The organism is Streptomyces nanhaiensis, from assembly GCF_046614825.1.
In the GTDB taxonomy this organism is placed as follows: Bacteria; Actinomycetota; Actinomycetes; order Streptomycetales; family Streptomycetaceae; genus Streptomyces; species Streptomyces radiopugnans.
In genome coordinates this window covers 16,342-29,237 of the sequence record NZ_JBKJFM010000004.1, presented here as the reverse complement: position 1 = coordinate 29,237, position 12,896 = coordinate 16,342, and the positions used below count along the sequence as shown (strand labels likewise).

Genomic DNA, 12,896 nt, shown 5'->3' with positions numbered 1-12,896 from the left:
TCCGCCTCAGGTCGGGCACAAGTCCGGCCTCTCGCGCGTTACGTGCGCTGGAGACACCACAGACACCCAGAGGGGGAGAGCGACATGGCGACCGACTACGACACTCCACGCAAGACCGATGACGACGTCAACGAGGACAGCATCGAGGAACTGAAGGCCCGGCGGAACGACAAGTCCGCCTCGACCGTCGACGTCGACGAGTTCGAGCAGGCCGAGGGCCTGGAGCTGCCCGGAGCGGACCTCTCCAACGAGGAGCTGTCCGTGCGGGTGCTGCCCCGCCAGGCCGACGAGTTCACCTGCATGAGCTGCTTCCTCGTCCACCACCGCTCGCAGCTCGCGGCGGAGAAGAACGGTCACCCCATCTGCCGCGACTGCGCGGCCTGAGCCGGGGCCGGCTGATGACGGCCGAGGAAGCACGTGACGCCGAGCGGGGCCAGGACGGCAAGGCCTCGCTCGCGCCCGTACCCGCACCCCGTTCCGCGCCCGCAGCCGCCCTCGGCCGCGGGCTGCGGCGGCTCCGTCCGCGCCGGACAGGCGGCGCGGACGGCGCGGACGGAACGGACGGGGGCAGAGCCGGGGAGCCGCGCGAGCGCGGCACGGTCAGGGCGTTCCTGGGTGTGGTGGCCGACCGCATCGTCGACCTCGCGCCCAGGATCCCGGTGAGGGACCTGGACACGCTCCGCCGGCAGTTCCCCGGCCTGGGGCCCGAGGAGATGGCCGACAGGCTGATATCGGGCGCCATGAAGGGCAGTGCGACCGTCGGCGCCGGAGTGGGCGCCTCGGCGATGCTGCCCGTACCGCCTGCGATGCCCGCCGAGCTGGCCGCCGAGGTCGTCGGGGTGGCCGCGGTCGAGCTCAAGCTCATCGCCGAACTGCACGAGGTCTACGGACTGCGCCCGCCCGGCAACGTCCGGGAGCGGGCCGCCGCCTACCTCGCCGAGTGGACCCAGGAGCGCGGGATAGAACTGGCCGCGCCCGCGACGTTCGGCGCGGCGTTCGGCAGCCACATGAGACGCCAGCTGCGCCAGACCCTCCTCAAGCGCACCATGCGCAACCTCCCCAATCTCACGCCGTTCATGATCGGCGCGGCGGTGGGCGCCCTGATGAACCGGCGCGACACCAGGAAGCTGGCGGAGACGATCCGCGCCGACCTCAGAAGGCGGCGGATCCCCTGGGACGCCGTCCCCCTGGAGGACCGTCCGGGGAAGGTCATCCCCTCGCAGCTCACGCGCGGCCCGGAAGAGGACGGCTGACGCCCGCCGCCCCCCGTCCCCGCCGGATCCGCGGCCGCCCGTACGGCCGGCCGCGGCTACCGGCGCGCCGCCTGCAGGGCGTCGGCCAGCGCCCGCGGACGCCGCGTGGACAGGTACAGGTACGGCGTGGGGTCCTCGGGATCGGTGACCTCGACGCGCAGCGCCGTGGGCACATAGCCGCGCAGCAGCATGTAGGCGCGCGGATCGGCGCGGTGGGTGCGCCAGGCGCGGGCCTCCTCCTCGTCCAGGACGTGCGCCTCGCCCAGCGCGGAGACCGGCACCCGGGCCTCCCCCGCGACCAGCGAGTCCGCGACCACGCGGATGCGGGCCGAGCCGTAGGCGCTCACCGCCACCGCGCCCAGCGCCGTACCCACCACCAGACCGCCCAGCAGGGGCATCGGGCCCAGGGGGAACAGGATCAGGCCCAGGCAGACCCCGGACAGGGCGGGGATGAGCCACCAGGGGCGGGGCGCGGTCAGCCGCTCGTCGTACAGCACGCCGGGAGGAAGCATGTCCCCAGCTTGGCACGCCCGCGACCGGCTCACTGACCCGGCGGTAAGGTCAGCATCCGTGAGTGCCACCAAGACATCCCTGACCCCGCCGGACGACGCCGTTCCCCCGGCGCGTCACCCCGACGCCCCCGCTCCCGGAGAGCCGCTGGGCGCCCACTACGCGCAGTGCTTCGGCTGCGGCACCGAGCAGCCCCACGGACTGCACCTCGAAGCCCGGGCGGGCGAGGGCGTCAGCGTCACCGCCGAGTTCACCGTCCGCCCCGAGCACCAGGGCGCCCCCGGCCTCGCCCACGGCGGACTGCTGGCCACGGCCATGGACGAGATCCTGGGCTCCCTGAACTGGCTGATGCACACCATCTCGGTCACCGGACGGCTGGAGACCGACTTCCTCCAGCCCGTCCCCGTGGACTCCGTGCTGCACCTGACGGCACGGGCCACGGCCCGGCACGGACGCAAGATCTACTGCACCGCCACCGGACGCGTCGGCGGCCCCGACGGCCCCCTCGCGGTGCGCGCCGACGCCCTCTTCGTCGAGGTCAAGGTCGAGCACTTCGTCGACCACGGCCGCAAGGACGAGATCGAGGCCGCGATGGCCGACCCCGACACCGTCCGCCGGGCCCGCGCCTTCGAGGTGAACCCGTGAGCCGCGCCGGCCTGCCCGGGCGCGGTCCCGTCGAGGTGCTGATCCGCCGTCTCGACCCCGAGGTTCCGCTGCCCGCCTACGCCCACCCCGGCGACGCGGGCTGCGATCTGGTCACCACCGAGGCGGCCGAACTGGCCCCCGGCGAGAGGGCCGTTCTGCCCACGGGGGTTTCCATCGCGCTGCCCGACGGGTACGCCGCCTTCGTGCATCCGCGCTCCGGTCTGGCGGCCCGCTGCGGGGTCTGCCTCGTGAATGCCCCCGGAACCGTCGATGCCGGGTACCGTGGGGAGATCAGGGTGATCGTGGCCAACCTGGATCCGCGCGAGAGCGTGCGGTTCGAGCGGTTCGACCGCATCGCCCAGCTCGTCGTCCAGCAAGTCGAGAAGGTGCGCTTCCACGAGGTGGAGGAACTGCCGGGATCGGCGCGAGCGGCGGGGGGCTTCGGCTCCACGGGCGGCCACGCCGCACAGGACGGCGCCGCACAGGACCACGCTGCACAGCACAACCATTACGCTGCGGTCGCGGCCGACGAGGCCGCCGACCTGAAGGGACAGTGACGTGTTCGGACGTCGTCGCAAGAAGAAGGTAGGGCCCGAGGGCGCCTCGGACGAGTTCGAGACGGAACGATCCGACGAGGGCACCGACGCGTCGGACGGGTCCGCCGACGGCACCGGCGGCGAGCAGGCCAGGGTCAAGCTCCCCCCGGCCCCCCGGCCGGACGGCCCCTGGGACGTGAGCGAGCTGCACGCCCCGGGCGAGGGCCGGGTCGACCTGGGCGGCATGTTCGTCCCCGGAGTGCCGGGCATGGAGCTGCGGGTGGAGGTCGCCGGGGACGCCATCGTCGCCGCGACGATCGTGCTCAAGGACAGCGCCGTCCAGCTCCAGGCCTTCGCCGCGCCCAAGCGCGAGGGCATCTGGGACGAGGTGCGCGAGGAGATCGCCTCGGGCATCACCCAGAAGGGCGGGATCATCGACGAGGTCGAGGGGCCGCTGGGCTGGGAGCTGCGCGCGCAGGTGCCGGTCAGGCTGCCCGACGGCAACAGCGGCATGCAGGTCGTGCGCTTCGTCGGCGTGGACGGCCCCCGCTGGTTCCTGCGCGGTGTCATCTCCGGCCAGGGCGCGGTGCAGCCGCAGGCCGCCGGACTGCTGGAGCAGATCTTCCGGGACACGGTCGTGGTGCGCGGCGACTCCCCGATGGCGCCCCGCGACCCGATCGTCCTCAAGCTCCCCGACGACGCGCAGATGGTGCCCGACGGCGTCCAGCAGGAGCAGGCGCAGGAGGGCTCCCGCTTCGCCGGCGGCATCGACAAGCTCCAGCGCGGCCCGGAGATCACCGAGGTCCGCTGACCGGGACGCGGCCCGGAGCCCTGCCGCCGTACGGGGCGGCAGGGCCGGAGCCCTCTCGCGGCCCTGCGGTCCGATGACGGCGGCAGGCGGGGTGTGCCACCATGGGCCCGTTCCGAGGAGCCCGCGGAAGCGGCGGGGATTGGGGGGAACCGTGCCCATGAACGGGGCGGACCGGCGGAAGTTATGGATGTACGTCGTCGGAGTCGTCGGAACGGTGGCGCTGGCGGTCGTGGGGATCTTCACCGTCCAGGAGACCGTCGGCGGCAGCAGCAACGACTGCAGCGGCGGGGCCGTCTGCGGTGACGGCAACGACAACAACCGGGTGGGCGTGCCCGGCCAGGGCGAGTGAGGCCCCCGGCCATGCCCCGAACCGGACTCGCGGCCGCGGCCTGCCTGCTGCCGCTCTGCCTCGTCCTGGCCGGCTGCACCAGCACCAGCTGCAGCGGCTCGGCCATCTGCGGCGACGGCAACGGAGACAACGTCCTCGGTGACGGAACCGCCGGGAAGGCGGGGGAGGACACCCCGGGAGGCCTGCCCGGGGTCCTGGGAGGCCGTGGCGACGGGGGCGGTTCCAAGGCGGCACCCGGGGCCGTCCGCTTCTCGGGAGACGTCCTGATCGGCGACGACTTCGACCTGGACCACGAACCGCCGGGGGTGTCCCCATCGGCGGGCTCCGTTGCGTACACCGGCACCGACCTGTACTTCTACGCCATGACGATGGGCGGTGTCGCCCCGATGGTGACGACGGCGGAGTGGAAGGAGGAGCGGGCCCCCGGCCGCCGGCAGTGCGAGGAGTACCTCGCCCGGTTCGCCATCCGGGACACCGTCGTGGAGTGGAGCGGTGAGGGCACCTCCTTCTGCGCGCGCACCGACGAGGGCCGGATCGCCTTCGTCCGGCTGGGGGAGAAGACCGGGGTCGGCTACGCGGCCGACGTCACCGTCTGGGAGAAGTAGCGCCGTTCCGCCCCGCCCCAGCGGCCCGCGGGGGCGCTAGGCTCGGCACCGTCCGGAAGGGGAGGCCGTATGGGCGCCGTGGTCGTCGTCGAGGACCTGCACCACTCCCACGGTCACGCACCCGCCGCTGTCCCCGTACTGCGCGGCCTGTCGCTCACCGTCCGGCGCGGCGAGCTGGTCGCGGTCACCGGGCGCCCCGGCGCGGGCCGCACGACACTCCTGGGCCTCGTCGGCGGACTCGACACCCCCGTCTCGGGCCGGATCACCGTCGACGGCGTACGGCTGGACGGAATGGGGGAGCAGGAGCGGCTGAGGCTGCGCCGCGACCGCATCGGCATCGTCTTCCCCTCCCCGGGACTGCTGCCGGTCCTCACCGTCGCCGAGAACGTCGGAGTTCCGCTGAGGCTGCGCAACGTCCCCGCGCACGAACGCGAGGAGCGCGTCTCCCGGCTGCTGGCCGAGGCCGGCCTCGCCGAGCTGGCCGGACGGCGGCCCGACGAGATCGGCGGCGCCCAGCGCCAGCGCGTCGCCGTCGCCCGCGCGCTCGCCATCCGGCCGGCGCTGCTCGTCGCCGACGAACCCACCGCGCTGCTCGGCCCCGGCGAGGCCGCCGGGGTGCTGGAGCTGCTGTACACCGCCGTCCGCGCCCGCGGCGCCACCGCGCTGGTGGCCACCCGCGACCCCTGGCTGCTCTCCCGCTCCGACCGCGTCCTGGAGCTGTGCGACGGACGGCTGCGCGAGGCCGGCCCCGAGCTCCGTCCGCTGCCGGCCCGGCCCTGAGCGGTGAACCCTGAGCCGCGGGCCCGGTGCGCGCCGTGGGGCGCCGGGGATGCCGGGGACCCCCGGGGCGCTTGAGGAGAGCCTTCGGTCACATCCGGTTCCGGGGCCCTCAGGGGCATTACGGGCGGTGACGGGCGCGGGTAGGCTGGCCGCATGAGTGGCGTTACCCGACTCGAGAGGCAGGGCGGCCGGCTGCGGCGCCTCCTCGGGCGTCTGGCCTCCTCCCAGGAGGATCTGCTCTCCGCCGAACTCCGGCAGGACACCGAGGAGAGCGGCTGCACCCGCATCTGCGACTGCGGCGACCGGCAGATCGTCACGGTGACCGGTACGCTGCGCACGGTGACGCAGCGCCCCAGGGCGGGCGTGCCCGCGCTGGAGGCGGAGCTGTTCGACGGGTCCGCCCCGCTGGACGTCGTGTGGCTCGGCCGCCGGTCCATCGCGGGCATAGAACCGGGCCGCAGGCTGATCGCCCACGGGCGGATCGCGATGAACCGCGGCCGCCCGGTGCTGTTCAACCCCAAGTACGAGCTGCGACCCATCGGACAGGACAGCGGACAGGAGTAGCGGGTGACCTCTCTCGACAAGCCGGCCGCCGGCGTGGACGGAACCGGGTCCGGGGCCGAGGCCGGCGCGTCCGGTCCGACGGTCACGGACAAGGCGCTGATGGAGGCGTTCGGCGGTGTGCGGGGCATGGTGGACACCACCGTGCCCGGGCTGGTCTTCGTGCTGGTCTACACGATCAGGCGGGACATCCACCTCGCGGCCGTCGCGGCACTGGGCCTGAGCGTCCTGCTCGCGCTGGCCCGCCTGGTGCAGCGCGAGACCCTCAAGCACGCCTTCAGCGGCGTCTTCGGGGTCGGGATCGGCGCGGTCTTCGCGATGATGTCGGGCGACGCCAAGAACTTCTACCTGCCGGGCATGCTCTACACCCTGGGGCTGGCGGTCGCGTACTGCGTCTCGGCGATGGTGCGCTTCCCGCTGATCGGGGTGCTGCTCGGACCGCTGATGCGCGAGAACCTCTCCTGGCGCACCCGCAACCCCGGCCGCCTGGCGGCCTACACCAAGGCGACCTGGGCCTGGGGCATCGTCCTGCTGGCCAAGTCGGCGATCCTCTTCCCGATCTACTTCTGGGGCGACGCCACGCAGCTCGGCTGGGTGAAGGTGGCGCTGGGCATCCCGCCGCTGCTGCTGTGCGTCTACCTGACCTACGTCTTCCTGGCCAAGGCCCCGCCGCCGATCGACGTGATCGCGGAGATGGAGGCGGAGGAGGCCGCCGAGGCGGAGAGGAAGCGCGCCGGGGAGCGGGAACGCGAGCGCGTGGCGGGCGAGGCGCGCACGGACTCCTGAGCCCGGCACGGTCCCGCGGCGGCCGTACGGCACACGACGAGGGCGGCGGCCCCGGTCGGCCGACCGGGGCCGCCGCCCTCGTACGCACGGAGCGCCGCTACCGGGACTCCTCCTCCGGCTCCCGCCGCACCGACAGCAGCTCCTCCAACTGCTCCTCGCGGGACTGGGCGGCGACGAACAGCAGCTCGTCGCCCGGCTCCAGGGAGTCCTCGGGGCCCGGGGTGAGGACCCTGCTGCCGCGGATTATCGTCACCAGCGCGGTGTCCTCGGGCCACTGCACATCGCCCACCCGCGTGCCGGCCAGCGCCGACTCGGGGGGCAGGGTGAGCTCGACCAGGTTGGCGTCGCCCTGGCTGAAGCGCAGCAGCCGCACCAGATCGCCGACGCTGACGGCCTCCTCGACCAGCGCGGACATCAGCCGCGGGGTCGAGACGGCCACGTCGATCCCCCAGGACTCGTTGAACAGCCACTCGTTCTTGGGGTGGTTCACCCGCGCCACGACCCTTGGTACGGCGTACTCCGTCTTGGCCAGCAGGGAGACCACGAGGTTGACCTTGTCGTCGCCCGTCGCGGCGATCACGACGTTGCAGCGCTGGAGCGCGGCCTCGTCCAGCGAGGTGATCTCGCAGGCGTCGGCCAGCAGCCACTCGGCCTGCGGCACCTGCTCCACCGAGATGGCGCCGGGCGTCTTGTCGATCAGCAGCACCTCGTGGCCGTTCTCCAGCAGCTCCCCGGCGATGGAACGGCCCACCGCGCCGGCCCCGGCGATCGCGACCCTCATCGTGTCTCTCCCTCGGGACCGCGCGAGAACGCGGCCTCCACGTCGCCGACCCGGTCGCAGCGCATCATCACGTGCACCAGATCGCCCTCCTGGATCACCGTTTCGGAGGCGGGCAGCATCGCCTCGCCCAGCCGGGTGATGAAGGCGACCCGGGTGCCCGTCTCCTGCTGGAGGCGGCTCACCCGGTGCCCGACCCAGGCGGTGGAGGCGTGCACCTCGGCGAGCTGCACGCCTCCGGTCGGGTCCAGCCACAGCGGCTCCGCCCCCGAGGGCAGGAGCCGCCGCAGCATCTGGTCGGCCGTCCAGCGGACCGTGGCGACGGTCGGGATCCCCAGCCGCTGGTAGACCTCGGCGCGGCGGGGGTCGTAGATGCGGGCGGCCACGTTCTCCACGCCGAACATCTCGCGCGCCACGCGGGCCGCGATGATGTTGGAGTTGTCGCCGCTGCTGACGGCGGCGAACGCCCCGGCCTCCTCTATGCCCGCCTCGCGCAGGGTGTCGCGGTCGAAGCCGATCCCCTCCACCCGGCGTCCGCCGAAGGACGAGCCCAGGCGGCGGAAGGCCGCCTCGTCCCGGTCGATGATCGCAACCGTGTGACCCCGTTGCTCCAGGGTCCGGGCGAGTGCGGCGCCCACGCGCCCGCACCCCATGATGACGATGTGCATGAGGCCGCTACCCCGTGCCTTCCTGTGCCGTGACGACCCGGGCCCGCATCGCGCGTCATCCTTCCCGCCCCGACCGGGGCACCTGCCGATCTGTCCTGCGCCGTAACGCTACCCGGCATCCGGCGCGGGGCGCCCCTCCCGGTCCCCTCCGGGCCGTGTCTCCTCACCGCGGCGGCTCAGCGCGCTGGGCCACCACACGGCCGGCCCGATGTCCCTGGCGAGGGCCGGGACGAGCAGGGAGCGCACGAGGACGGTGTCCATGAGCACGCCGAAGGCGACGATGAAGGCGATCTGCACCAGGAAGGACAGCGGGATCACCACCAGCGCCGCGAAGGTGGCGGCCAGCACCACCCCGGCCGAGGTGATCACCCCGCCGGTGGCGGTCAGGCCCTTGAGCACGCCCATCCGGTTGCCGTGCAGCAGGGTCTCCTCGCGGACCCGGGTCATCAGGAAGATGTTGTAGTCCACCCCCAGGGCCACCAGGAACACGAAGCCGTACAGCGGGATGGAGGGGTCGGTGCCGCTGTAGCCGAGGAGGCCCTCGAAGACCAGGGCGGCGATGCCCAGGGTGGCCAGGAAGTTCAGGGCCACGGTCGCCACCAGCAGCACGGGCATCACCACCGACCGCAGCAGCCCGATCAGGATGATCAGGATGATCACCAGGACGACGGGGATGATCAGCGCGCGGTCCTCCCGCGCGGTGTCGCGGCTGTCGAGCTGCTGGGCGGTGTAGCCGCCGACCAGGGCGTCCGCGCCGTCCACCGCGTGCACCGACTCCCTCAGCCGCTCGACGGCCCGCAGGGCCTCGTCGGAGTCGGCTCCGGCCGACAGGGTGGCCTGGACGCTCACCCGGCCGTCGACGACCAGCGGCTCGCCCCCGCCGGGGCGGCCGGAGGAGGTGACCGGGGCGGCCGAGGCGACCCCCTCGGTGTCCTGCGCGGCCGCGGTGACCTCCCGTACCCGGTCGGCGTCCGCGATGATCACGGCAGGGTTGCCGGAGCCGCCGGGGAAGTGCTCGTTGAGCTTCTCCTGGGCGGTGACGGACGGGGCGCCGCCGACGAAGATCTCCTTGGTCGGCACGCCGGTGGACGACAGGGTCGGGAAGAACGCGGCGGCGACGGCCAGGCCCGCCAGCGACACCGCCCACACCCGGCGCGGGGAGCGGTCCACCAGGGCCGCCACCCTGCCCCACACGCCCCGGGCGGCGGACGGGTCGGACGGGTCCGCGGGCGGCTTGGGGCGGGCGGGCCAGTACGCGGACCGGCCGAGCACCGCCAGCACCGCGGGCAGGAAGGTCAGGGCGCTGAGCATCGCGCAGGCGATGCCGATGGCGCCGACCGGACCCAGGGCCTGGTTGTTGCGTAGATCGCTCAGCAGCAGGGCCAGCAGGCCCAGGGCGACGGTGGAACCGCTGGCGACGATGGCGCCCAGGGAGCGGCGCAGCGCGGTCCGCGCGGAGCGCATGCGGTCGCCGCTGTGGGCGAGCTCCTCGCGGAAGCGGGCCGACAGCAGCAGTCCGTAGTCGGTGGCGGCGCCGATGACCAGGATGAACAGGATGCCCTGCACCTGGCCGTCGACCCGTACCACGTCCCGTTCGGCCAGGAAGTAGACGATCGCGGTGGCCAGCGCGAGGGCGAAGACCGAGCCGAGGATGATCGCCAGTGGCAGCAGCACGCTGCGGTAGACCAGCAGCAGGATCAGCAGCACCACGCTGAGCGCCACGCCCAGCAGCAGCCCGTCGATCCCGGCGAACGCCTCGGACAGGTCGGCCTGGGTGGCGGCCGGGCCCGCGACGTAGGCCTCGGCGCCCTCCACCTGCCCGGCGGTCTCCAGGATTGCGTCGATGGCGTCCCCGATCCCCTCGTCGAGGTCGGAGGAGAGCGGGATGACGGCCTGCAGGGCCTCGCCGTCCTCCGAGGGCTGCACGGGGGAGGGGCGGCCGGCGACGCCGGGTGCCTGGGCCAGTTCGGTCAGCGCCTGCTCGGCCTGCTGCCGCTGGCCGGCGCCGATGCCGCCCTCCTCGGCCTCCCAGACGACGATGGCGGGCACGGTCTCGGAGGTCCGGAAGTCCTCCTGCAGCTCGATCACCCTGGTCGACTCGGCGTTCTCGGGCAGGAAGGAGGCCTGGTCGTTGGTCGAGACCTCGCTGATCTTCCCGGCGTACGGGCCGAAGGCGCCGCCGACCGCCAGCCAGACGACGATCAGCGCGGCGGGCACCAGCCACCTGAGGACACGTGGTGTGGGTTTCATCGACTCCCCTGAAACGAAGGACGCGGGCACCGCTGCGCGGGCATAAATCTTTTTCGTTGAGAAACTTGACGATCGAGATTGTATATCGTGGGAGAGTGCGCGACTCAGACGACCCCACCGGCGAACCCACCGGCGAACCGGCCGGCGCCTCCGCCGAGCCCTCCGAGGCCCCCGGCGGCGACCCGACCGGGCTCCAGGCGTTCGCCGTGCTGCTCCGCCGCATGAACGGCGAGTTCAGCCGGACCGCGCACGACTTCGCCCACTCCCACGGCCTGCACCCCACCGACGTCCAGGCCCTGGTGGAGATCCTGGACAGCGAGCGGGACGAACCCGTCACCCCCGGGCTGCTGCGCGAACGCCTCCAGCTCACCTCGGGCGCCGTCACCGCCTGCCTGGACCGCCTGGAGCGCGCGGGCCACATCCGGCGCACCCGGGACTCGGCCGACCGCAGGATCGTCCACCTCCACTACGCCCCTCGGGGCCGCCAGGTGGCCCGCGAGTACTTCCGTCCCCTCGCGCGCGCCACCGACACCGTGCGGCAGCGCTTCAGCGACGCGGAACTCCGCGCCGTCGTGCGCTTCCTGGCAGCCATGAACGAGGAGCTGGCCGCGCTGCGCCACCGCCCCGACGGGGACCCTGTCCGGAGGTGACCGCGCGCCGCCGGCCGACACCCGCCGCGCCCGCCTCGGCCGCCGAGGCGATGTTGCGGGCCATCCCGCCGAACACCACCGCGTGGAACGGCGAGACGCCCCACCAGTACGCCTGCCCCAGCAGGCCGTGCGGATGGAACAGCGCCCGCTGCCGGTAGACGGTCTCCCCCTCCGGCCCCCGGCCCACCATCAGCTCCAGCCAGGCCAGACCCGGCAGCCGCATCTCCGCCCGCAGCCGCAGCAGCCGCCCCGGCTCGATCTCCTCCACCCGCCAGAAGTCCAGCGAGTCGCCCGCCCGCAGCCGCTCGGCGTCCCGCCGCCCCCGCTGCAGCCCGATCCCGCCCACCAGCCTGTCCAGCCAGCCGCGCACCGCCCAGGCCAGCGGCGCGGAGTACCAGCCGTTCTCGCCGCCGATGCCCTCGATCACCCGCCACAGCGCCTCCGGCGAGGCGGTCACGGTGCGCTCGCGCTCGTCGGTGTAGAGGCTGCCGCCCGCCCAGTTCGGGTCGGTGGGCAGCGGGTCGCTGGGCGCGCCGGGGACGGAGGCCGAGGACCAGCGGGTGACCACGTCCGCGTCCTTGATCCGCTTCAGCGCCAGCCGCAGCGCCCGGTCCAGGCCCAGCAGGCCGTCGGGCGGGTCGGGGACGTGGCGGGCGATGTCGTGCTCTGCGCAGACCACCTCGTGCCGCAGCGACTCGGCCAGCGGCCGGGCCAGTGCGCGCGGGACGGGGGTGATCAGGCCGATCCAGTGGCTGGACAGGGTGGGGGAGAGCACCGGCACCGGGACGATGATCCGCCGGGGCAGCCCGGCCACCGCGGCGTAGCGCTGCATCATGTCGTGGTAGGTGAGGATCTCCGGGCCGCCGATGTCGAAGGTCCGGTTCACCTCGGGCGGCAGCCAGGCGCAGCCGACCAGGTAGCGCAGCGCGTCGCGCACCGCGATCGGCTGGAGCCGGGTGCGCACCCAGCTCGGGGTGACCATCACCGGCAGCCGCTCGGTCAGATAGCGCAGCATCTCGAACGAGGCCGAACCCGAGCCGATGATCACCGCCGCCCGAAGCACGGCCGTCGGCACGCCGGAGGCCAGCAGCAGCCGCCCCACCTCGGCGCGGGAGCGCAGGTGCGGCGACAGCTCCTCCTCGGGCACCCCGGCGGGGGTCAGTCCGCCCAGGTAGACGATCCGGCCCACCCCGGCCGCCCGCGCCTGCTCGCCGAAGATCCTCGCGGCCTCGCGGTCGGTGCCCTCGAAGCGGGAGCCGCCGCCCATGGAGTGCACCAGGTAGTAGGCGACGTCCACGCCCTCCATCGCCGCGCGCACCGACGCGGCGTCGGTGACGTCGCCGCGCACCACCTCCACCCGCCCTGCCCAGGGGTGGTCGCGCAGCTTGGCCGGGGTGCGGGCCAGGCAGCGCACGGTGTGGCCGACCGCCAGCAGCTCGGGCACCAGCCGGCCGCCGATGTAGCCGGTGGCGCCGGTGACCAGGCAGCGCAGCGGCCGGCCCGTCAGCCCTCCCCCCTCCTCCCCGCCCGCGGCCCCGCTCCCCTTCCCGGGAGCGGGAGCGCCCGTGCCGTCTGTACCTCCGGTGCCGCCGCTGCCGCTGCCGCCGTCCATGTGCCGGCCCGTCCTCTCCGCCATACGGCCATGCTTGGCCCCGCCCTCACCGGCCGCAACTCGCGGGGACGGGTGCCGAGGTTGCGCCTTCCCTCCGTGACC

At 73.8% G+C, this 12,896-nt stretch carries 16 protein-coding genes; 11 read left to right on the top strand and 5 right to left on the bottom strand.

Annotated features, from left to right (window positions below; all coding sequences use genetic code 11):
- Positions 1 to 84 precede the first annotated feature (84 nt).
- Together ACLIYP_RS02305 and ACLIYP_RS02300 are read left to right on the top strand one after the other, a co-directional pair.
- Positions 85 to 384 (top strand): DUF4193 domain-containing protein, encoded by a 300-nt coding sequence (locus ACLIYP_RS02305; RefSeq protein WP_093662716.1) that lies wholly within the window; start codon positions 85 to 87, stop codon positions 382 to 384.
- A gap of 14 nt (positions 385 to 398) precedes the next feature.
- The gene (locus ACLIYP_RS02300) at positions 399 to 1,253 is read left to right on the top strand and encodes a hypothetical protein (protein ID WP_412711447.1); all 855 of its coding nucleotides are present in this window, start codon (positions 399 to 401) and stop codon (positions 1,251 to 1,253) included.
- A gap of 56 nt (positions 1,254 to 1,309) precedes the next feature.
- Here the strand turns inward: ACLIYP_RS02300 and ACLIYP_RS02295 are convergent, their stop codons facing one another.
- On the bottom strand, positions 1,310 to 1,765 hold the full coding sequence (locus ACLIYP_RS02295) for a DUF3093 domain-containing protein (RefSeq protein WP_412711446.1): 456 nt from the start codon (positions 1,763 to 1,765) through the stop codon (positions 1,310 to 1,312).
- Positions 1,766 to 1,823: 58 nt separating this feature from the next.
- On the opposite strand from ACLIYP_RS02295, the gene ACLIYP_RS02290 reads away from it, so the two are divergent.
- The 8 genes from ACLIYP_RS02290 (at position 1,824) to ACLIYP_RS02255 (ending at position 6,836) form a co-directional block, all read left to right on the top strand.
- Positions 1,824 to 2,408, top strand: a complete 585-nt coding sequence (locus tag ACLIYP_RS02290) for a PaaI family thioesterase (protein WP_412711445.1) — start codon at positions 1,824 to 1,826, stop codon at positions 2,406 to 2,408.
- The gene (gene dut / locus ACLIYP_RS02285; RefSeq protein ID WP_412711444.1) at positions 2,405 to 2,965 is read left to right on the top strand and encodes a dUTP diphosphatase; all 561 of its coding nucleotides are present in this window, start codon (positions 2,405 to 2,407) and stop codon (positions 2,963 to 2,965) included. Before ACLIYP_RS02290 ends, dut begins: the two co-directional genes overlap by 4 nt.
- A 1-nt stretch (position 2,966) precedes the next feature.
- Entirely contained in the window at positions 2,967 to 3,755 is a 789-nt protein-coding gene (locus ACLIYP_RS02280) for a DUF3710 domain-containing protein (RefSeq protein WP_412711443.1), read from the top strand.
- A 157-nt stretch (positions 3,756 to 3,912) separates the two neighbouring features.
- Positions 3,913 to 4,104 (top strand): hypothetical protein, encoded by a 192-nt coding sequence (locus ACLIYP_RS02275; RefSeq protein WP_412711442.1) that lies wholly within the window; start codon positions 3,913 to 3,915, stop codon positions 4,102 to 4,104.
- A gap of 11 nt (positions 4,105 to 4,115) precedes the next feature.
- Positions 4,116 to 4,709: a hypothetical protein gene (locus ACLIYP_RS02270; RefSeq protein ID WP_412711441.1), complete on the top strand. Its 594-nt coding sequence runs from the start codon at positions 4,116 to 4,118 to the stop codon at positions 4,707 to 4,709.
- A gap of 69 nt (positions 4,710 to 4,778) precedes the next feature.
- Positions 4,779 to 5,489, top strand: a complete 711-nt coding sequence (locus ACLIYP_RS02265) for an ABC transporter ATP-binding protein (RefSeq protein ID WP_412711440.1) — start codon at positions 4,779 to 4,781, stop codon at positions 5,487 to 5,489.
- A 153-nt stretch (positions 5,490 to 5,642) separates the two neighbouring features.
- The gene (locus tag ACLIYP_RS02260) at positions 5,643 to 6,053 is read left to right on the top strand and encodes an OB-fold nucleic acid binding domain-containing protein (protein WP_093662721.1); all 411 of its coding nucleotides are present in this window, start codon (positions 5,643 to 5,645) and stop codon (positions 6,051 to 6,053) included.
- Between the two features lie 3 nt (positions 6,054 to 6,056).
- Complete coding sequence (locus ACLIYP_RS02255; protein WP_412711439.1) at positions 6,057 to 6,836, top strand: DUF3159 domain-containing protein; 780 nt, start codon at positions 6,057 to 6,059, stop codon at positions 6,834 to 6,836.
- Positions 6,837 to 6,933: 97 nt separating this feature from the next.
- Here the strand turns inward: ACLIYP_RS02255 and ACLIYP_RS02250 are convergent, their stop codons facing one another.
- The 3 genes from ACLIYP_RS02250 to ACLIYP_RS02240 form a co-directional block, all read right to left on the bottom strand.
- Positions 6,934 to 7,617 (bottom strand): potassium channel family protein, encoded by a 684-nt coding sequence (locus tag ACLIYP_RS02250; protein WP_412711438.1) that lies wholly within the window; start codon positions 7,615 to 7,617, stop codon positions 6,934 to 6,936.
- Complete coding sequence (locus ACLIYP_RS02245) at positions 7,614 to 8,282, bottom strand: potassium channel family protein (RefSeq protein WP_412711437.1); 669 nt, start codon at positions 8,280 to 8,282, stop codon at positions 7,614 to 7,616. Before ACLIYP_RS02245 ends, ACLIYP_RS02250 begins: the two co-directional genes overlap by 4 nt.
- A gap of 108 nt (positions 8,283 to 8,390) precedes the next feature.
- Positions 8,391 to 10,532, bottom strand: a complete 2,142-nt coding sequence (locus tag ACLIYP_RS02240) for an MMPL family transporter (protein WP_412711436.1) — start codon at positions 10,530 to 10,532, stop codon at positions 8,391 to 8,393.
- A 95-nt stretch (positions 10,533 to 10,627) separates the two neighbouring features.
- Here ACLIYP_RS02240 and ACLIYP_RS02235 point away from each other — a divergent pair, with 95 nt between their 5' ends.
- Positions 10,628 to 11,182 carry a MarR family transcriptional regulator gene (locus ACLIYP_RS02235; RefSeq protein ID WP_412711435.1) on the top strand — a complete coding sequence of 185 codons (555 nt, stop codon included), beginning with the start codon at positions 10,628 to 10,630 and terminating at the stop codon, positions 11,180 to 11,182.
- Here ACLIYP_RS02235 and ACLIYP_RS02230 read toward each other — a convergent pair.
- On the bottom strand, positions 11,079 to 12,818 hold the full coding sequence (locus ACLIYP_RS02230) for an SDR family oxidoreductase (protein WP_412711434.1): 1,740 nt from the start codon (positions 12,816 to 12,818) through the stop codon (positions 11,079 to 11,081). The two genes, ACLIYP_RS02235 and ACLIYP_RS02230, sit on opposite strands and share 104 nt — an antisense overlap.
- Between the last annotated feature and the right edge of the window lie 78 nt (positions 12,819 to 12,896).